Raw genomic sequence first — 18,217 nt, forward strand, 5'->3', positions numbered from 1 at the left:
CAACCGCTCCCCCCGGGCACAAGGACGCCCGGCTTCCGGAACCGCGCAGTCCTGCTTCACCCGCTGTCCTGCTTCACCCGCGGTCCTGCTTCGACCGCGCGCCCGCTACACGGTTGGGGGCTCAGGCCGTGCGCCCGATCGGACCGCGGAAGCCGGCCGGTGCCTGCCGCCGGGCGCGCGCAACCCGGTGCAGCGCCCGGATCGTCGCCGCCACCGACGGGTGGGCGGTGGTGCCGGTGCGGTAGGCGACCTCGATCATGCGGGTGTCCTCGGCGAACGTCCACGCCACCAGGTGCTCCAGCTCCGGGGTCACCGTGAGCGACGGCAGGATCGTGACCCCGGCCCCGGCCTCGACGAGCCGGGCCATGGCGAAGAAGTTGCTGATCCGGTGCCGGATGCGGGGGTGGAAGCCGGCGCGGCGGCACAGGTAGGACAGGGACTCGATGGACGGGCCGCCGTCGGGCACCGCGATCCAGTCCTCGTCGGCGAGCGCGGCCGTGCCCTCCGCGGCCACCGCCGGGTGCAGGTGGACGGGCGTGAGCAGGACGAGGGGGTCGGGGAAGAGGAACTCCGAACCGATCCCGCTCGGCAGCTCCCGGTTCCCGAACGAGTAGTGGTAGGTGATCGCGAGGTCGGCCTCGCGCAGCTGGACGGCCCGCAGCGCGGGTTCGCGGATGCCGTCGACGAGCCGGATGCGCAGCTCCGGGTGGTCCTGGCGGAGTTGCGTGAACAGCGGCCCGGCCAGCGCGGCGATGGCCGACTGGAACCCGACGACGCGCACGTCGCCGCCGGCCGCGCCCCTGGTCGCGGCGACGGCGCTCTCGGCCTCGTCGAGGGTCACCAGCACCCGGCGGGCGTGCTCGACGAGCACCTCGCCCGTGGGGGTGAGCCGCAGGCTGCGGCCGACCTTGCGCACGAGGACGCTGCCGACCTCCTGTTCGAGGGCCCGCAGCTGCTGCGACACGGCGGAGGTGCTGATGCCGTGCAGCTCCGACACAGCGGTCACGGTGCCGTGCTCGGCGAGGTCGCGGATCAGGACGAGCCGCCGGACGTCGTACATGGGATCTCCGCTGTGCTGTCCCCGGCGGCGGCGCCCCGCCGAACGGGCGCACCGGGGTGGGGCCGGCCGGGGAGCGGGCGGGTCGGCGTTCCCGTCCGCTCGGGGCGCGGGCCGCCGGACGGGACCGTCCGGGGTGCGCCGGTCAGCGCGGACAGCGTGCGGAGCCGACGCGGACCAGATCGACGTGACGCCGACTCGTGAGGTCCGTGGTGGGCACGACGGCAACGTAGCAACGCGGCAGCGGAGCGTTGCGCGGCCTGTGACCCATCACACGAACGACCGGTTGGTCGGCCTGTTTCCGCTGGTACGGACAATTCGCGGGCCCGTCCTGCCATCTGGCGGACGCCTTGTGGACGCCCGTCCCGGGCGCCCACGATGATGCGGTGATCCCGGCGAGCACCTTCCCGGCCCGCGGCCGTGCCGCGCGATGCCGCGTGCCGTCGTCGGATCTCGAGCTGTTCTGGCCGTCGCGCCGCATGCACACCTTCGACGAGCGCTGTCGCTGACTCCGCCCGGCGCCCTCGCCGGACCCGGCCCCCGCGGTTGTGCTGTACGGGCATTCACGTCCGTTCCGCGGTCCTTCCGGCGCCCGGTCCGCCGGCACGTCCGGTACGAAAGTCGCCGTATATGTCCTGACAATTGTGCCGAATAGCGCCTGGTTGCCGTGTGCTGATCGGGTGATGTATTCTTTCCGTTGTGCCGATTCTGACCTCGCGCCTGCACATCGACTTCGGTCATGCGCACGGCCAGTGGTGTCGCCCGGCACTCCTCGTGAGCTGAGCTCCGGTTCGGGCTGCTCGAGGGCTCCTTCTCGGCTGAATTCCCGGCAGTGGTTCCGGGCTGCCCGAAAGCGCATCGGCAGGTGAATTCCGCCACGCGCCCCGACGCCCCCGACGCCCCCGAAGCCATTCCGGCCCTGGCGGTGGCGGCTCGGAGGTGACGCCGGGCGAGCCCTGCCCACCGGCGCGCGGCGTCGAGACATCCGGCTGATCGCGACCCCTGCCGCCGGGGCCGCGGTACGCCGGTGCGACACCCGCGGTGCGCAGGCTCCGGCCGCGCACCGCGGGTGGCCCATCGGAACGGCGCGCATGCCGTTCGGAAGCGCATCCAGATCCCGCCCGTTGTGCTCCTTTCCCAGTTCAGCAGGCGCCTAGACATCGCGCGGAGACGGAGCCGCCGGCGGTGCCGCACATCGGGGACCCGGTCCGTTCACGGCATCGCCTGCGCCGCTTCTGGATCGTGAAAACCGGAGCCGGTCCGGCAACCGCCGAATGTGCGTCGGTCCGGCAGGGTTCCGAGTTGCCCGCACCGGCCGCTCGTGGCGCTGCCCCGCCCGGCACCGACGGCGGAAACGGTGGGCCGACGCCGGCGAGCGCGTAGCGCTGCTCGCCCCGGCAGTGGCACTCGGTGCGACCGATCTCCTGCTCGTCCTGCGGGGCGTGGCGCGTGGCGCGGTCGTGATGGTCGGCGGCGGCCCGCGCCGTCCGCCGACACCGACCTCGTTGGTGAAGATCAGCATCTAGCCGGATCAGCGGTTCGGGCGGCGAAAGGCCGGGGATGTCGATGGCGGACGGCCGCCAGAAGATCTTCGAAGGGCTCCTCACCCGGCTCGGCGACGAGGCCTTCTGACGCTGCTCACCCGCACCGACGGCCAGTTTCCAAGATTCTTCCCGGAAACTCTTGACAAGATCACCTGCATAACGCCTGCCTGCTCGTCGGGCAGTCCCCCTGCGCGGGCGGATGAAACTCGACGTGCTCGCCGCACTTGATCAGCGGATCGGGCTGCGCTACGCCATTCCGCCCATGACCGGAGAGGAGACCAGCAGCTACCTGCGCCACCACCTCACCCTCGCCGGACGCTCCGACCCGCTGTTCTCCGACGACGCCACCGCGCTGATCCACCAGACCAGCCGCGGCTATCCCCGCGCGGTCAACAACCTCGCCCTGCAAGCCCTCGCCGCCGCGTTCGCCGCCGACAAGGCCATAGTCGACGAATCCTCCACCCGCGCCGGGTCGCCGAGGTCACCGCCGAATGACTACCATGACCAACACCCCACCCTGATCACCAAGCCGCCACCTCGACGACCAGGCCCGTCCGGCACCCGCCGAAGGGGCCTGCGCACGTCGACGACATCGTCACCGTCAATGGCGCCGACACCGTCACGCTCAACTGCGGCCAACACTCTGTGCGGCAGGGCGGCCGGATCCGGCGGAGTGTAGCCGCGTGGCCGCCACCCGATTCACCCCCCGCACGGATGGCGGAGCGCTACCTGCAGCTCTACGCCGATGTGTTGGCCCGCGGTAGCAGGCCGGGGTCTGGGTGGGGCGTGGAGCGGCACAAGAGTTCCACATCCGTCGGTACTCGGTCCCCCCGCGACGCGGCTTCCCCGTTTGGGTGAATGCAAGGCCCCGGATTGCTGGCCGGATGGGTTCTTCCAGCTCAGGCTGCAACCTTCGGCGAGTAGCGTCCTCTGGGGTTCGCTGTGCCGTCCTGGACCGAGGAGCCCGATGGATAGCCGAAAGCTGATCGACTCGACGCGGGAGCGGATGTCCAAGCTCTCGAGCATTTTCGCGCTGTCGATGGTGATGTTCGACCGCACCTACGAGACGGAGATCATCCAGTTCGCGGCCGATTCCGTCGCCGCATTGGGGTCGGCTCGCACCGAGGGCGCATACCTGCTCCGCGACGATCTGAGGCGCGTCGGCGACGGCAGCGCAGCGCTGCAGTTGCGGCTTCGTTCCCTGGCGGGGTCGGACGGTTCGGTCCACGTCGCGGGCGCCCCCTGGGCCCGGGCCTACGCGTTGCGCGCCGTCGGAGGCCACGCCGGTTACCTCGTCGTCACCGCGGACACCGAACCGCCCATGGACCAGCAGTACCTTCTCAGGACACTCGCCCAGCAAATCGGTGCCGCTCTGAACAGTGCCAGATTCACTTGGCGCGAGCGGCGGAACGTCGTCGAGCTGCGTAACCTCAACACCCGGCTCAGCGAGCTCAACGAGCAGCTCACGAACGCTGTGGCCGATCTCGAGCGACGACGCCACGCCGACGAACGGCTCAATGCCGTGGCTGCCTCCGGTGGGGGCGAGGCAGGCATCGCCAACAGCCTGCACAACCTCACCGGTCTAGCGGTCGCGATCGAGGACACCTTCGGCAACCTGCTGGAGTGGTGCGGTCCGGGCCGGCCGATGCCCTACCCGCGAATGTCGCCACACCGTCGGTCCGAGCTGCTCACGGCCGCCCGGCGCAGTGGACGTCCGATACGCCAGCGCGATCGGTTCGTCGCGTTGGCCCAGCCCCGCAACGAGGTGCTCGGGGTACTCGTGCTGATCGACCCCGACCACCGAGCCGTTGAGCACGATCTGTTCGCTCTCGAGCACGCCGCGGTCGTCCTCGCCATGGAGCTGGCCCATCGTCGCGGTATGGCCGAAACCGAGCTGCGCCTACGCGGGGATCTCGTCCATGATCTCCTCACCGGTACCGACGACGAGAGCGCACGGTTTCGATCGACCGCCCTGGGGCACGATTTGTCTCTGCCGCATCAGGTCCTGGTCATGCAATGGCCGGGCGCCGGGACCGGTGAGCTGGTGGCACGCACCATCGAGCGGGTGGCGGCCACTATGCTGGATACCGGAGTACTGCTGAGCTGGCGGGCTGGAGCGGTGGACGTACTCACCCCGAGCCCGGGATGGACCGGCATGCGGTGGAGGGAACTGTACCGTTCGATAAGCACGAGACTTCAGAACGAGGACGGTGCAATCGGTGTCGGCGGGTCGGCCGACGTGCCGTCCAAGCTTCCTCGCTCCTACTCGGAGGCCCTTCGGGCCCTTCGCATCAGGCAGGAGTCGATGGCACCCAACGGGGTCACTGTCTTCGACAACCTCGGCATCTATCGGCTGCTCGCCACCGGCGACGGTGACCGCGACCGCGAACTCCGCGAGTTCGTCCGCGAATGGCTCGGCCCGTTGGTCGACTACGATGCAGCCCACCGCTCCGACCTCGTCACCACGCTCTGGCAGTATTACGAATGCGGCGGGAACTATGACATGACGGCCTGCGCACTCGCGATTCACCGCAGCACACTGCGGTATCGGCTCCGGCGAATCCGCGAGCTCACCGGCCGCGAGCTCGGCGATGTCGAGAACCGGCTGAACCTGCATGTCGCCACGAGAGCCTGGCAGATCCTGCGAGGCTCTGACTAGGGCCTGTCCGGCGGATCACGGTCGGAGCCATAAGCGGATCGCGGCGACAGTGACGGTGCTGTGGAAGACATAGGCGCGTTTGTCGTAGGAAGTTCTTGAGCTGATTGGATGGTGCGTTCGACTTCCTTGCTTCCTGGTGGATCTCTGGGCCACGTGGTGCGGCCCGTGCCGCATGGTGAGCCCGGCCCTGGAGCAGTCGGTCACCGAGCGGGCGGGCCGGATCAAGCTCGTTAAGGTCGACATCGACCGGGCCCCGCCCTCGCGGGGCGCATCGAGGTCCGCGCGGTGCCGCGTGCGGGAACCGCAGCTCAGGCGCATTCTCGTGCGATGGCTAAGCTCCTGGGCACATGGCTGGTGGGCGGAGGGATCCTCCTGATCGTCGCGGGGCTCCTTGCGTGGACAGGATTGCTGTCCTGGCTAGGGCATCTCCCGGGCGATATCCGGATCGTCAGTGGTAACACCAGGATCTACATCCCGATCACATCGATGCTGCTCGTGTCGCTCGCCCTTTCGTTGTTCAACCGCTGACGGGTCTGCGGGGTCGCGACGTCGACCTCGCCCGCGGTCTCGCGGATGGCTTTTCGACGCCATTTGTTGCTCCCGGTCGCGCTGGCGGGTCGAACGAGACGTCGAGGCGTTGCGTCGCCGGGTCGGTGCCAGTGGGCGCCGGCGACTCGCAGAATGCGGCTGATGGCTGGCCCGATCTGGTGGAGGTGGCACCGATGGACGCCCCCCGCTCGGGAACGACCATCCGGACCGCACTCCCGGCTCGGCTCGACCGGCTGCCGTGGTCGTCGTTCCATTGGCGGATCGTGATCGGCCTGGGGTCGGTGTGGATCCTTGACGGCCTGGAGGTCACGATCGTCGGCGCGGTGGCCTCCCGGATGATCGAGCCGGGCAGCGGGATCATGCTGACGGCCGCCGACATCGGGACGGGCGCGGCGCTCTACGTGGCGGGCGCTTGCCTCGGTGCGCTGTTCTTCGGTCAGCTCACCGACCGGCTCGGGCGCAAGAAGCTTTTCATGGTCACTCTTGCCGTCTACTTGGTGGCGACCGTCCTGACCGCGTTCGCGTTTGCTCCCTGGTACTTCTTCCTGTGCCGGTTCTTCACGGGGGTTGGCATCGGTGGGGAGTACTCGGCGATCAACTCCGCGATCGACGAGCTGATCCCGGCCCGGAACCGCGGGCAGGTGGACCTCGCCATCAACGGGACCTTCTGGGTGGGGTCGGGGCTCGGTGCTCTGGTGTCGCTGCTGCTGCTCGACGCGTCATTGTTCGCGCCGAGCATCGGCTGGCGGATCGCCTTCGGCCTCGGCTTCGTGATCGGCCTGGGCATCCTGCTCGTGCGAAGACACGTGCCGGAGAGCCCGCGCTGGTTGTTGCTTCGTGGGCGGGCGGGCGACGCCGAGCGCATCGTCGACCAAATCGAGGAGGAGGTGCGGGCGGAAACGGGCGTCGAGCTGCCGCCGCCGTCCTACGAGATCGTCATTCGGCTGCGGCAGAACATTCGCTACCGGGACCTCGTCGCGATCGCCTTCCGGCGCTACCCCAACCGTGCGGTCTTGGGTCTCGCGCTGTTCATCGGGCAGGCCTTCCTCTACAACGCGGTCGTGTTCGACCTGGGGACGCTGCTCAGCGGGGTGTTCGGCGTCAGCTCGTCGGCGGTGCCCGCGTACATGGCCGTGTTCGCGTTGAGCAATTTCCTCGGTCCGCTGCTGCTGGGCCGGCTCTTCGACACGGTCGGCCGAATTCCGATGATCGCGGGGACGTATCTGGGGTCTGCGGTGCTGGTCGCCGGCCTCGGGATCCTGTTGCGTGACGGCAGGCTCACGACGACCTGGTTCATGGTGCTGCTGCTCGCGTCGTTCTTCCTGGCGTCGGCCGGCGCGAGCTCCGCATACCTCACCGTCAGCGAGGTGTTCCCGCTGGAGATCCGGGGGCTCGCGATCGCGCTGTTCTACGCGGTCGGCACGGCGGTGGGTGGTATCGCAGGTCCGTTGCTTTTCGGCAACTTCATCCACAGCGGTGACCTTCGGCTCATCGCGCTGGGCTTCTTCATCGGCGCCGGCGCCATGGCTGTCGGCGGGCTGGCGGAGCTGGCGCTCGGGGTGCGCGCCGAGGGCAGGTCGCTGGAGAACATCGCCACCCCGCTCACCGCTGAGGAGGCCGACGCCGACCCCCAGCAGCAGGGCGCCATCCAGGCGGCCCGTGAGCCCGCCCGCACCACCGAGGAGGAGCATCGGGCGGCGCGCGAGCGGAACATGCGAATCCTGCGGCGCGCCGCCGAGCGGGCGGCGGATGAGCGGCACGGGTTGCGGGCGGTCCGGCCCGGCCCCGGTTGCGCGTTCTACTCACCCGGCCAGATCGGCACCGCGGGCACGACGAGCCGCTGGGCAGCGGCGTCGGACGAGGCGATGGACCGGGAGATCGCCGCGATCGAGGGGGCAGTCGAAGGACTGGGCCCGACCCGGCGCGGGGCGCTGGCCGGTTATGCCGGGGGGCGTTTCTGGGGTCCCGGCCGCTTCCGCCGGGCGTTGCGACACGCGGTGGATGAGGGTCGCGTGCAGCGGCTGTCCCGCGACAGCTACGGCCCGCCCCGGGGTCGCGGCACCACTCGACGCGCCGGCGCCGACCGCTGACGCGGCGCCGTCAGGACCAGCTCTCCTGCTCCGCGCCAGACGGGCCGCCTGCGCTGCCCGTCTCATGACGCCCGCGAGGTCGGACCATGGAGGTCCGGCACGGCCGGCCGAGTCGCGGCGGTGCAGGGTGGGCGGGCACTACTGAGCCTGCGAGGCCGAGGACTGGCGGGCGGTAAGCGACGAGGCTAATTGGGTGGAGTCCTGACGGCCAGCGGCCGTGACGACGGCGGAGCGTCGTATCTGCAGTCGGGCGTACCACGGCCCGGCGGTTCGTGCAGGTCCCCGGCAGCGCACGGACTACGACATCGAACTCACGGTGGCCCAGTTGCAGCGCATGGAGGAGGTATCCGGAGGCCAGGGTGAATGAACCTCGGCCGACGCGGGGAGGAGCAGGCATGCCGGTCCATCCCGGGGGCGTGCTCGCGCGCGTGGTTCGGGCCATCGAGGCCACCGAGGACATCATCCACGTGGTGGTCGCGATCCTGCTCACGGTGCTGGGGATCGTGCTGATCGTCGACACCGTGCGTTTCATCGCAGTCGTACTGGCCGGCCCCTACAACCTACCGGTGGTCGTGCTCGCGATTCTCGAGGAGACTCTGCTGCTGTTCATCGTCGCCGAGCTGCTGCACACTGTCGCGATCGCGGTCCAACACCGGGGCGCCCCTGGACCCCGTGCCCTTCCTGGTGGTGGGCCTGGTCGCCGCCGTCCGAAGCGTCCTCATCCTGACCGCAGCCGCCGAGAGGTCGTTCCAGTGGAACCCGCAAGGGATTCAACTGGTCATCCTGATGGCGCTCATTCTCGTCATGGCCCTCACCGCTGTGGTGTGGCGGCACTCGATTCGCCTCGACGCCGAGCAACCCCCGGCTGCGCCGCCATCTCCGATGGGAGAGGGGAAAGGATGACCGGCCTGCGGCGCCGCTGGACAACCCGCCGCTGGCGAGCAAGCCGGCGTCGGTCATCCGCTATGCGCGGCGCAGGCCAGCGTCGGGTAACCGACAGCGTCCACGAGCCGCGGATCCAGTGGGCGCAGGCTCGTCAGCCCGCCCGGTGTTTCGACGGGGGGCTCGCTGTACCGATCCGCCGGGCGAAGACCCAGTAGGTCCACGCCTGGTAGGCGAGCACGATCGGCAGAAAGATGCCGGCCACCCAGTCATGATCATGAGGGTGTAGTCGGTGGACCTGGCGTTGTGCACCGTGAGCCTGCACCGCACCGGCCCGGCTCGGCCGAAGTCGGTACGGCAATCTCCGCACCGCGGGCCGACCACCACGGCCGACGCCGACCTGACCTCCCGGGCCGACTCCCTGCAGCGATATTCGTGCCGCCGGCACCGTGCGTGCGAGCAGTACCAGGGCAGACCATCGTCCTACGGGAAGCCGATCGATCTACGAGGAGGGCTCATGACGAGGACCGCTCCCACCCGCCAGGACTCGGGCTCCTCCGATTCCTTCGCCGCCGCCGTCGAGGAGGAACGAGTGCTCCTGGCGCGCTGCGTCGAGACGGCCTACGAGTCGTTGCGCCTGATGCCGGGGGTGGACACCTCCGGGCGAACCCTCGTGTGGTTCGCTGGCCACCTGCTGCAGGCCCACCGCCGGGCGACCAGCACCGACTGAGTCCGTCGCCCGGCCGTAACCCCCGGCACAGGAAGTGGTGCACCGTTGTCGCGCCGCATAGCCTGAGATTCCTCTGCGGACCGGTGACCCGGTGCTCCCCGCTCCCGCCCGCCCGGTCCGCGCGGATCGTCGAGGAGAACGCGTGACCGCTCGTCACGCGCTGGTGCCGGTGCAGTGCAAACACTGCCCTGCCACCCGGCGCCTCTGCGCCGTCCGCCACCAGCCCGGCTGCCCCGCCGACAGCGCGAACCTCGCCTTCTTCGGGCACCCGGACCTGATGGAGTTCGACCTGCACCTCGCCGACTTCTACCCCGGGGTGTAGCCGGAGCCCGGCCCTTTCGTGGTCCGGCTACACCCCGGCCAGGTCGGCAGCCGGAGGGGTGCGGAGCGCGATGCCGCCATCGGACGTCGATTCGGCCTGATCACGCAGTGCGTGGTCCAGGCAGGTGCGCAGGGCCGGCGCCTGTATCTCACCGTAGCGCCGGGCCACCACCTCGCCTCTGCGCAGCACCATCAGCGTCGGGATGCCGCACACGTGGAAGCGCCGTCACATCCGGGGCGCGGCCACGACCTCCACCTCCACCACCTTGATGCAGCGACGGTCGTATCACCGGGGCACGTCGTGCACCGGTCCGCAGGCTGCAATCTCGCCCTCCGTTCTCGGCCCGGCAGGCCCGTCCCGGAGGCCACCCTGTGAGACCTCTGCCGGGAACCCGGCTTACCCCGGCTGGCTCCCCGGGTGGACTGCGGGCGGGTTTCTGGTCCCGTCAGGCCGACGAGCCGCGTGGCCCGGCTCCGGGAAGGTCGCGCTGCCGGCGCAGCGAGCGCCGCGGCGACCTTAACGGCCACAGACGGAATGGGGAGCGACTCATGGGCTCGGAGCTGCAGGGCAAGACGATCGCCATCCTGGCGACCGACGGGGTCGAGCGCGTGGAGCTCGAACAGCCACGGGGAGCCCTCTACGGCGCAGGCGCGCGGAGCGACCTGCTCTCGATACACCCGGGCGAGATCCAGGCCCGCCAGTTCGACATGGTGTCCGCCGGGACGTTCCCGGTGGACCGGCAGGTCTCCGACGCGAACGTCGACGACTACGACGCCCTGCTCCTCCCGGGCGGGACCGTGAACCCCGACCAGCTGCGCATGAACGCCGACGCCGTCGAGTTCGTCAAGGCATTCGTCGCAACGGGCAAGCCGGTGGCTGCGATCTGCCACGGCCCCTGGACGCTCGTGGAGGCCGATGTCGTCCGGGGGCGCCGGTTCACCTCGTGGCCGAGCGTGCGGACCGACCTGCGCAATGCCGGGGCCGAGGTCGTCGACGAGGAGGTGGTGATCGACGGCCAGTTCACCACCAGCCGCTCGCCGGCCGACCTTCCGGCGTTCTGCCGGGCGATCGTCGAACAGTTCGCCGGCGCGCCGGTGTCGCGCTGACGTCACTCCGGTCAACGCCACCCTCCCGGTGCGTCAGCCGGCCGGGAGGGGCGGCAATGGGAAGCGGAGCGTCGCGGCACACAGATGTTCGCGCAGCCGCGTCTCCGCCACCACATGCTCGATGCTCCCGCCCTCGTCGATGACTGCCTGTACGAGCTCGTCGATGACATCCGGAGTCCTGCGCAGCGGGTTGCCGCAGATCGGGCACCGGTCGCCCGCGGTCGCCATCCAGCCGTCGTCGGCACAGACCACGCCTGGCCGCATGACCTCGTCGTGGACCAGGAGCAGTTCGACCGCGGCAGTGGCGCCGGCCCACAAGCAGTCGTCGAGACCGACGGCGGCGAGCCCACCAGCGGCATGCTTCTCCAGGGCCTCCGCCACCAGCCGCTCCTCCTCCGTCCGCTCGTAGCGGTCGACGACCTCCTGCGCGCGGTCCCGGATCGTCCCGAGGTCCTCCTCGCGGGGGTGCACCTGGAACGTCCCGGCGACGCGGTCACGTACCTCTCGCGGCAGGTGGTCCAGGAGCTCCGGGATCTCGTGCTCGTGGCCGCCGACGGCAACGATGTCGAACTCGCGCCGGCGGAGATCCTCGGCCAGCCGCTGCGCGACGGCGCGGTAGTGCCGCTTCGCCAGCAGCTCAGCCTTGTTCCTCGTGGCGACCTCGCGCATCCCGTACGCGTAGTCGGGCTTGCGCAGCGCCCGGTCCCGCAGCTTGCCGCGCTCGACCATCTCGTCCTGGTAGAGGTCCCAGAAGCGGGCATGCGCGCGGTCGACCACCACGACACGGCAGCGGTGGTACTCGTCGAGCACCGCCACCAGCGGACGGACCCACGGCGTCGCGTCGACCACGAGGCGGTCGCGAACCGGGCGCGGCAGCTCGACGACCTCGAACAACCCCCGCCCGGAGCACGAGAAGAACGCGACGGCCTGCGGGCGGAGGTGCACCTCCGTCACGGCCTCCACGATGCGTTCCACGTCCCCGCGCAGGGACAACCGGGCCTCCCGGTCCAGGTCGGGGTCCTTGGTGAGCAGGCGGACCTCGTGTAGCACCCCGTCCACGCGGCTCGGGAAGGCGCGGCGGTCGTCGGGGTCGATGCTGACATACACCGACAGCACCGGCAGACCGTCGCCGTCCATCCGCAGGATGCGGTCGACCGTCTCGACCTCGAGCATCGCCGTCCGTCCTCTCAGGTGACCGGAAGCTCGCCGAGCGTGACAGTGATCGTGAACGGTTCTGCCGCCGGCGGCCGCGTCCCCGTAAGCCGAACGGCGTCGCCCGGACGACGTGAGGCGATCTGCGTCTGCAGGTCCTGCGCGGTCCGGATCTTCTCGCCCCCGAAGCGGGTGATGAGGTCGCCGACACGCACGCCGGCCTTCGCGGCGGGCCCGTTCGGATCAAGGGCGGCGACGCGACCCCTATCGGCTGCCCCTGGTCGTTCGTGACGGTCAGCCCGGTGATCCCGAGAGCCGCGCGTCCCGAGTTGATCACGCGCCCGTGGTCGATGATCTGCTGGGCGAGGTCGCTCGCGATGTCGCCGGGGATCGCGAACCCGATCCCGGCTGCCACCCCGCCGATGCCCTGGTTCACGGCGGCGACCGAGGGGATGCCGACGACCTTGCGGTCGAGGCTGACGAGCGGGCCACCGCTGTTGCCGGGGTTGATCGGGGCACTCGTCTGGATCGTCTGACGGAGCACGGTCCCGGGGAAGCCGATCTGCGGCTCCGGCGGCTCCGAGACGGTCCGGCCCAGCGCCGAGACGACGCCCTGCGTCACGCTGCTCTCCAACCCGAGCGGGCTGCCCATCGCCATGACGATGTCGCCCACCTGCAGGTCACGAGCCGCGCCGAACTGCGCGGGCACCAGGCCGCCGGTGTCCTGCACCTTGATCACCGCGATGTCCTCGAGCGGCCAGGAGTACACGAGCGTCGCCGTCCGCACGGCGCTGCTGTTCGCGAACCTGACCTCGAACGCCTTCCCCATACCGACGACATGCGCGTTGGTCACGATGTGCCCGGAGCGGTCGAAGACGACGCCGGACCCCACCGATCCCGGCTGGTTGATCTCCACGACCGACGGCAAGACGGCCTGAACGACCGCGGCGAACTCCTCCGACAACCCCTCCGCGATCCGCGGGGCGGGCGCCGTGTCGTCGCGGCCGGAGCACCCGGCCAGAGCGGCCGTGGCCACCAGGAGCAGCGTGAGGACGTGAGCCCACGCCGAACTCGCACCCGGATCCGCACGGCGAACCTGTCGCATCGGTCCGCCTCCTCGATCTCGGGACGAGTGTCGGCTCCCACTCGTCGGCAGCACGGACGTTGCCAGCACCAGCAGGGCGTAGTGCACAGCCCAGCAGGACGAACTACGGGCATCTGGCCGTCCCGGCAGGGCAGCACGGGACGCTCCACCGTCGGCGCCGGGCGGAGGAGCACGGCGACGAACGCGGCCGGCTCCCGCAGATGCCGGACGACGACACCCACGTGACCGCGGCCAGCGCGAGGACCCCGACGGAGTCGAGACCGAGGAGTAGCCCGGCGATCGCGCCGGGGGTGGCGTTGAGAACGGCGTCGACCGCGACGGATGGCAGATGGCGCCGCAAGCTCTCGGCGAACTCGTCGCTCGAGAACTCCAACCCGAGCATGAGCAGTAGCAGCACGAGGCCGATCTGGGCGCTGGTCTCGATGTAGGCCCCAGAGCTCGGGACGAGAGAGAGGCCGCCGTCGCCGATCGCGAGTCCCGCCAGGAGGTACAGCGGCACAGGTGTCAGCGACAGCCGGCGCGCGATCGTGCCGAGCACGCTCAGCACGATCAGCAGGATGCCCAGGCTCGAACAACAGCGCGACCGACGGGGACACGTTCGGTCACCGAGCGTGCGCCTTCGCCCGTGGGCGCAGGTGCGCGCGGAACCAGTCTCGGCACATCTCCGCCAGGACCCCTTGCGCCCTCGGCTCGTCGATCACGTGGCCTACGTCGTCCAGCACAGCGATTCGGGTGGGGCCAGCGATGCGGTCCGCGGCGTCCTCGTTGCTGGCGCGTAACTGCGCGTCGTACTCGCCCACGACGAGCAGGGTCGGCGCCCGCGCGATGAGGAGGAATTCGCCTGCGAGGTCCGGCCGGCCCGTCGGCGAGGCGACCGCCCGCACCCAATGCGGCCTCGCCGCCGCGGCGATCAGGCATGCGGCTGCGGCGGCGTGGGCGCCCAGGACGCCGCCGGGAAGGCTCGCGGTCGCATGATCGGACGCCAACCGGTCGATCATCGCGATCGTGCGCACGCCCAGGAGGTTTGCATCGAACCGCAGCTCTGCTGTCGCGGCATCGATCCGCTGCTCCGCTTCTGTGAGCAGGTTCACCCTGACAGTGGCAATCTGCGCCGCGTTGAGCTCGTTCGCCACGCGCACATCCCGCTTGTCGTCGTGGCTGCCCCCTGGCCCCCGCGCGAAGAGCACGAGCCCGGTTGGGTTCGGGGGCATCGCGACGTATCCGTTGAGGTCGAGGCCGAGGATGTCGAAGGTGCGGGATTGCGGTACGGCCGTCATCGCAGGGACTGTCCTCGACCGGACCGGTCCTGGCACGGACCTGGCATGGCCAGGATGGGCACTCGATTCCCCCTGCGGGCACCGTTGCGGTCTCGATCGCGCACGAGGTGCAGGACAGCCCGGAGGGCGCTGTATGGCTGGTTGCGGCGCTCCTTCGGCCAGTCGTAGGCCCGTCCGATTGCTTCAGAATGCCGTTCGTCTTCGCAAGCGTCGAGTCGAACGTAACGAGTCCCGTGGCGCTCACATCGGTTCACCTTCGCGGAGTCGACGGCTGGGTTCCGACCTCCACCGTGACCGATCGCGCGGATAGCCTGCCCCTTGGCAGGTGACGATTCCGGCGGCCCATTGCCCCTTCCGGAAAGATCGGCTGATGCCTCCTCCTGCGGGACCGAAGTAAGCGGAGGAAATCCGTCCTGGCGGGCCAACGCGCCGGGCGGCTACCGGTGCGACGGTGGTGTATGAACGTAGCCGCGCACGATGAGCGCCACGCGCTGCTCGAGGAGCTGGAGCTGCTGCGGACGCGCAGGCGCGAGCTCGAGGAGAGTCTCGTGTCCGACGATCACCGGCCGCACGACTTCGGCGAGCAGGGAGAGACAACCGAGCTCCGGGATGAGATCGACTGGGTCCACCGCCGCATCCGCGACCTCGCGCACTACCTCTGGGAGGCGGGGCGGCCCGAGGGGGACACGTCCGAGCGGGTCGGCCTTTACAGCGGGGTGACGCTTCGCTTCCCCGACGGCTCCTGCGAGACCGTACAGGTTACCCGCTTTCCCGACGAGGACGTCCCGGTCGTCACGCCCGAGAGCCCACTAGGGCGGGCGCTACTCGGGGCGCAGCCGGGCGAAGAGGTCGCCTGGACGGCGCCAGAAGGGCGGCTACATGCCCGTGTCGAGCGGGTCCGCCGTCCCCTGTAGCCGCCCTCCGGACGGTCGCCGGTGTGCCTGATCACGGCCCTGGTGACCGCCGCGCTGGTGTCGAGCTGCTCGCGAAGCGGCACTACCGGGCCGGGGCCGAACGGCTGGACGAGGAGGCCCGCCGTCACGAGTTCGACATCGTCGCCGTCGGCGGCCACGAGCACGAGCTCCCCGAGTTCCTCGACCACCTCGCCACGACTGTGTGGGAGCTCGTAGCCGGGACGTTCGTGGTCCACCCTCGCGAGGACGACCTTGGGAGGATCCGCAGGAGCGCCGAGCAGGTGGTGCACCGGTACGAGGGGCGGAAGAGCAGCGGTGGTCGCCGAGACGCTCGAGAGGAGCGCGGCAGGGGGTCGAGCGGTGGTCGGGCTGAGAGACTCTGCCTGTGGGCGGGTGCCACCGCCGCGGTAGGCCGGGTGCTCATCCGCGCCGCAGACCGCGCCCTGGAGCACGACCCCGGCCTTCGCAAAGGCGCTTTCGGTCAGCGAGGTCGGCCATCGGTGCCGCGCTCGTGCTCGGGGACTGGAGGGGCGGTGACCGCGGGGTACCGGGTTCCCAGCCGCGTCATGGACCTGGACGTCGCGTCGATCCGTGACGTCGTCCCTCGTACCCCGCACTTGTGCGAGGAGTGCCTGCGCATGGGCACGTCGTGGGTGCAGCTGCGGTTGTGCCTCACGTGCGGTCACGTCGGGTGCTGCGACTCCTCGCCGATGCGGCACGCGCGGGCGCACGCCGGTATGGTCGGCCGCCCCATCGTCCAGTCCATGGAACCCGGGGAGACCTGGCGCTGGTGCTACGTCGACGAGGCCTTGCGTGACGGCACCCCAGCATCGGGAGGCGCCGTGCGACCGCAGGACATCATGTCGTTCGAGGAGGCACGCAACCGGGCGTACGGGCTGCTCGGTGACGTCCGTGACCTCCTCACCGCCGAGTTCGAGCCAGGCAGGGTCGCGACCAGACTCGGCGCCGCGGCCGCGGCGAAAGCGCTGCGGCACATCAGCGCCGCCAAGGACGCGCTGGACCGGACAGGACTCGGATGAGAACGCACTCGGCATCCGCTGCTCGAGGCCGGCCACCGATCGAGGCGGCCGACGAGGGTCCGCTCGCCCCGCACGTCCTCGTCGTCATGGGCGCGACCGGCGACCTCGCCCGGCGCAAGCTCTTCCCGGCGTTGTTCCACCTCTGGCAGCTCCACCAGCTGCCCGAACGTTTCCGCCTCGTATGCTCCAGTCGCACCGCGCCTGGGACCGAGGATGCCTTCCTTCCGAAGGTGCACGCGGCCGTGGAGGTCTACCGGGGGACGATCGACGACGCTGCGTGGCAGGAGTTCGCCCGCCGGATCAGCTTCGTGCCCACGTCCGAGGACGACGGAGCCGCACTGGAAAGGGCAGTGGCGGAGGCGGCCAAGGAGCTGGGCAACGACTGCGAGATCCTGTACTACCTCGCGGTTCCACCGTCGGCGACGGAGAGCGTAGTCCGTATGCTCGGAACGTTCGACGTGCCCGGTTCGGCGAAGATCGTCCTCGAGAAGCCGTTCGGCAAAGACGTTGAATCGGCCCGCAGGCTCAACGAGACCCTGCATGACTTCTTCGAAGAGCGCCAGATTTACCGGATCGATCACTTCCTCGGCAAGGAAGCCGTGCAGAACATCCTCGCGCTGCGCTTCGCCAACGGAATCTTCCAGCCGGTGTGGAACTATCAGCACATCTGCTACGTCCAGATCGACGTGCCGGAACAGATCGACATTCAGGGCCGGGCGGAGTTCATGGAATCGACCGGCACGTTCCGGGACATGATCCCCACCCACCTGTTCCAGTTGCTCGGCTTCGTGGCACTGGCCCCGCCGGCACACATGGACGCGGACTCGTTGCATCATGAGATGATCAAAGTTTTCCGCGCGATCCGCCCCATCGATCCGGAGCGTGTCGTGTTCGGCCAGTACGACGGGTACCGCGACGAAGCCGGTGTCGACGAGGCCTCGACCGTGGAGACGTTCGTCGCTATGGAGGTCTACGTCGACGACTGGTACTGGATCGGCGTCCCCTTCTACCTGCGAACGGGGAAGGCGCTCGCCGAGAGCCGGCGCACGATCACAATCGGCTTCCGGGAACCGCCATTGAAGATCTTCCCCGGGGACGTAAACGACACCTGCAACGAACTGGTCCTCGAGCTCACCGACGAGCCGACGATCTTCGCCGACGTCCGGGCCAAGGTACCCGGCACCGCGTTCAGGCTCGGTCGGGGCAGAATGCGGCTGGCCCTCGTCGAGGCGTTCCCGGAAGCTGAGCCGCTCGAGGCATACGAGCGCCTGCTACTTGATGTCATGCGCGGCGACTCGACGTTGTTCATCAGCACGGAACAGGTCGAGTTGCTATGGCAACTGTGCGACCCGTTGCTGCGGAACCCCCCGCGGCCGATACATTACCCACGCGGCTCGTGGGGGCCGAGCGAGGCCTTGCGTCTTCCCGCCGAGCGTGGGTGGCGGTTGCCCGACTCATAGCGACCGGGTGCGTTCGGCCAACGGAACGCCGTCGCCCGGCGCGTTCACCGCACACACGACGGAAATGGAAATTTCGCGAGGCGAACCCAGTCAGAGAACGCGGACGCCGCGAGCAACCGCACCGGCGCCGGCAACCGCCTCGCCTTGAGCAATCCGCGACGCGAAAAGCCGTTCATGGTCGGTGTCCTCTCGTCCGCCTGCGAGCGCAAATCATTCCGGCATGGTGGGCGCGTCCACCGCATCCCACGCTGCCTCGTCTCGCCTGCCCGTTGCGGCGAATTGACGGCCACAGCGTCCGGGGCGTCGCTCTCTGCGAGGCCCTCGCGCTGG

18 protein-coding genes and 2 pseudogenes are annotated in these 18,217 nt (G+C 69.8%); 13 read left to right on the top strand and 7 right to left on the bottom strand.

Annotated features, from left to right (window positions below; all coding sequences use genetic code 11):
- Window positions 1-121: 121 nt before the first annotated feature.
- Complete coding sequence (locus ABD143_RS18140) at window positions 122-1,060, bottom strand: LysR family transcriptional regulator (protein WP_343979367.1); 939 nt, start codon at window positions 1,058-1,060, stop codon at window positions 122-124.
- A gap of 1,740 nt (window positions 1,061-2,800) precedes the next feature.
- Between ABD143_RS18140 and ABD143_RS18145 the strand changes: the two genes are divergently transcribed.
- From ABD143_RS18145 to ABD143_RS18180, 8 genes are all read left to right on the top strand, one after another.
- Entirely contained in the window at window positions 2,801-3,280 is a 480-nt protein-coding gene (locus ABD143_RS18145; RefSeq protein WP_343979369.1) for a hypothetical protein, read from the top strand.
- A gap of 288 nt (window positions 3,281-3,568) precedes the next feature.
- On the top strand, window positions 3,569-5,260 hold the full coding sequence (locus ABD143_RS18150) for a PucR family transcriptional regulator (protein WP_343979372.1): 1,692 nt from the start codon (window positions 3,569-3,571) through the stop codon (window positions 5,258-5,260).
- Between the two features lie 172 nt (window positions 5,261-5,432).
- A complete protein-coding gene (locus ABD143_RS18155; protein ID WP_343979375.1) occupies window positions 5,433-5,636 on the top strand; it encodes a YbbN family protein in 204 nt (67 codons plus the stop codon).
- The gene (locus ABD143_RS18160) at window positions 5,588-5,788 is read left to right on the top strand and encodes a DUF2905 domain-containing protein (protein ID WP_343979379.1); all 201 of its coding nucleotides are present in this window, start codon (window positions 5,588-5,590) and stop codon (window positions 5,786-5,788) included. The genes ABD143_RS18155 and ABD143_RS18160 overlap by 49 nt, the downstream gene beginning before the upstream one ends.
- Window positions 5,789-5,982: 194 nt before the next feature.
- Window positions 5,983-7,899 carry an MFS transporter gene (locus ABD143_RS18165; RefSeq protein WP_343979382.1) on the top strand — a complete coding sequence of 639 codons (1,917 nt, stop codon included), beginning with the start codon at window positions 5,983-5,985 and terminating at the stop codon, window positions 7,897-7,899.
- A gap of 672 nt (window positions 7,900-8,571) precedes the next feature.
- Window positions 8,572-8,802: a hypothetical protein gene (locus ABD143_RS18170; protein WP_343979385.1), complete on the top strand. Its 231-nt coding sequence runs from the start codon at window positions 8,572-8,574 to the stop codon at window positions 8,800-8,802.
- Between the two features lie 496 nt (window positions 8,803-9,298).
- Window positions 9,299-9,511, top strand: a complete 213-nt coding sequence (locus tag ABD143_RS18175; protein ID WP_343979388.1) for a hypothetical protein — start codon at window positions 9,299-9,301, stop codon at window positions 9,509-9,511.
- Window positions 9,512-9,653: 142 nt separating this feature from the next.
- On the top strand, window positions 9,654-9,833 hold the full coding sequence (locus ABD143_RS18180) for a hypothetical protein (RefSeq protein WP_343979391.1): 180 nt from the start codon (window positions 9,654-9,656) through the stop codon (window positions 9,831-9,833).
- Window positions 9,834-9,860: 27 nt separating this feature from the next.
- On the opposite strand, the gene ABD143_RS18185 is transcribed toward ABD143_RS18180, so the two are convergent.
- The gene (locus ABD143_RS18185) at window positions 9,861-10,025 is read right to left on the bottom strand and encodes a hypothetical protein (RefSeq protein ID WP_343979393.1); all 165 of its coding nucleotides are present in this window, start codon (window positions 10,023-10,025) and stop codon (window positions 9,861-9,863) included.
- Between the two features lie 356 nt (window positions 10,026-10,381).
- Here ABD143_RS18185 and ABD143_RS18190 point away from each other — a divergent pair, with 356 nt between their 5' ends.
- Window positions 10,382-10,939, top strand: coding sequence for a type 1 glutamine amidotransferase domain-containing protein (locus ABD143_RS18190; protein WP_343979395.1), 558 nt, complete (start codon window positions 10,382-10,384; stop codon window positions 10,937-10,939).
- 33 nt (window positions 10,940-10,972) lie between these two features.
- Here ABD143_RS18190 and ABD143_RS18195 read toward each other — a convergent pair whose 3' ends face one another.
- Together ABD143_RS18195 and ABD143_RS18200 are read right to left on the bottom strand one after the other, a co-directional pair.
- Window positions 10,973-12,112: a baeRF10 domain-containing protein gene (locus ABD143_RS18195; RefSeq protein ID WP_343979398.1), complete on the bottom strand. Its 1,140-nt coding sequence runs from the start codon at window positions 12,110-12,112 to the stop codon at window positions 10,973-10,975.
- A 14-nt stretch (window positions 12,113-12,126) separates the two neighbouring features.
- Window positions 12,127-12,369 (bottom strand): annotated as a pseudogene (locus ABD143_RS18200) (PDZ domain-containing protein); the annotation flags it as partial.
- A gap of 24 nt (window positions 12,370-12,393) precedes the next feature.
- On the opposite strand from ABD143_RS18200, the gene ABD143_RS18205 reads away from it, so the two are divergent.
- Window positions 12,394-12,627 carry a hypothetical protein gene (locus ABD143_RS18205; RefSeq protein WP_343979401.1) on the top strand — a complete coding sequence of 78 codons (234 nt, stop codon included), beginning with the start codon at window positions 12,394-12,396 and terminating at the stop codon, window positions 12,625-12,627.
- Here ABD143_RS18205 and ABD143_RS38235 read toward each other — a convergent pair.
- The 3 genes and pseudogenes from ABD143_RS38235 to ABD143_RS18220 all read right to left on the bottom strand — a co-directional run.
- Window positions 12,570-13,196 (bottom strand): annotated as a pseudogene (locus ABD143_RS38235) (S1C family serine protease); the annotation flags it as partial. The gene ABD143_RS18205 and the pseudogene ABD143_RS38235 overlap by 58 nt on opposite strands.
- Before the next feature lie 103 nt (window positions 13,197-13,299).
- The gene (locus ABD143_RS18215; protein ID WP_343979407.1) at window positions 13,300-13,743 is read right to left on the bottom strand and encodes a cation:proton antiporter domain-containing protein; all 444 of its coding nucleotides are present in this window, start codon (window positions 13,741-13,743) and stop codon (window positions 13,300-13,302) included.
- Between the two features lie 55 nt (window positions 13,744-13,798).
- Entirely contained in the window at window positions 13,799-14,329 is a 531-nt protein-coding gene (locus ABD143_RS18220; protein WP_343979410.1) for an alpha/beta hydrolase, read from the bottom strand.
- Window positions 14,330-14,931: 602 nt separating this feature from the next.
- Between ABD143_RS18220 and ABD143_RS18225 the strand changes: the two genes are divergently transcribed.
- The 3 genes from ABD143_RS18225 to zwf are packed head-to-tail and all read left to right on the top strand — an operon-like array spanning window position 14,932 to window position 17,887.
- Window positions 14,932-15,387, top strand: a complete 456-nt coding sequence (locus tag ABD143_RS18225; protein ID WP_343979413.1) for a GreA/GreB family elongation factor — start codon at window positions 14,932-14,934, stop codon at window positions 15,385-15,387.
- Between the two features lie 23 nt (window positions 15,388-15,410).
- Window positions 15,411-16,427 carry a UBP-type zinc finger domain-containing protein gene (locus ABD143_RS18230; RefSeq protein WP_343979416.1) on the top strand — a complete coding sequence of 339 codons (1,017 nt, stop codon included), beginning with the start codon at window positions 15,411-15,413 and terminating at the stop codon, window positions 16,425-16,427.
- A complete protein-coding gene (gene zwf / locus ABD143_RS18235; protein WP_343979418.1) occupies window positions 16,424-17,887 on the top strand; it encodes a glucose-6-phosphate dehydrogenase in 1,464 nt (487 codons plus the stop codon). The genes ABD143_RS18230 and zwf overlap by 4 nt, the downstream gene beginning before the upstream one ends.
- The last annotated feature ends 330 nt before the right edge of the window (window positions 17,888-18,217 follow it).

The sequence above is a fragment of the Pseudonocardia aurantiaca genome (genome assembly GCF_039526725.1).
GTDB classification, from domain to species: domain Bacteria; phylum Actinomycetota; class Actinomycetes; order Mycobacteriales; family Pseudonocardiaceae; genus Pseudonocardia; species Pseudonocardia aurantiaca.

Excerpts from the sequence above, each read along its gene's own strand:
- ABD143_RS18195 (WP_343979398.1), bottom strand. The coding sequence starts at position 12,112 with ATGCTCGAGGTCGAGACGGTCGACCGCATCCTGCGGATGGACGGCGAC.
- ABD143_RS18160 (WP_343979379.1), top strand. The coding sequence starts at position 5,588 with ATGGCTAAGCTCCTGGGCACATGGCTGGTGGGCGGAGGGATCCTCCTG.
- ABD143_RS18190 (WP_343979395.1), top strand. The coding sequence starts at position 10,382 with ATGGGCTCGGAGCTGCAGGGCAAGACGATCGCCATCCTGGCGACCGAC.
- ABD143_RS18155 (WP_343979375.1), top strand. The coding sequence starts at position 5,433 with ATGGTGAGCCCGGCCCTGGAGCAGTCGGTCACCGAGCGGGCGGGCCGG.
- ABD143_RS18145 (WP_343979369.1), top strand. The coding sequence starts at position 2,801 with ATGAAACTCGACGTGCTCGCCGCACTTGATCAGCGGATCGGGCTGCGC.
- zwf (WP_343979418.1), top strand. The coding sequence starts at position 16,424 with ATGAGAACGCACTCGGCATCCGCTGCTCGAGGCCGGCCACCGATCGAG.
- ABD143_RS18175 (WP_343979388.1), top strand. The coding sequence starts at position 9,299 with ATGACGAGGACCGCTCCCACCCGCCAGGACTCGGGCTCCTCCGATTCC.
- ABD143_RS18185 (WP_343979393.1), bottom strand. The coding sequence starts at position 10,025 with ATGGTGCTGCGCAGAGGCGAGGTGGTGGCCCGGCGCTACGGTGAGATA.
- ABD143_RS18150 (WP_343979372.1), top strand. The coding sequence starts at position 3,569 with ATGGATAGCCGAAAGCTGATCGACTCGACGCGGGAGCGGATGTCCAAG.
- ABD143_RS18165 (WP_343979382.1), top strand. The coding sequence starts at position 5,983 with ATGGACGCCCCCCGCTCGGGAACGACCATCCGGACCGCACTCCCGGCT.
- ABD143_RS18225 (WP_343979413.1), top strand. The coding sequence starts at position 14,932 with ATGAACGTAGCCGCGCACGATGAGCGCCACGCGCTGCTCGAGGAGCTG.
- ABD143_RS18140 (WP_343979367.1), bottom strand. The coding sequence starts at position 1,060 with ATGTACGACGTCCGGCGGCTCGTCCTGATCCGCGACCTCGCCGAGCAC.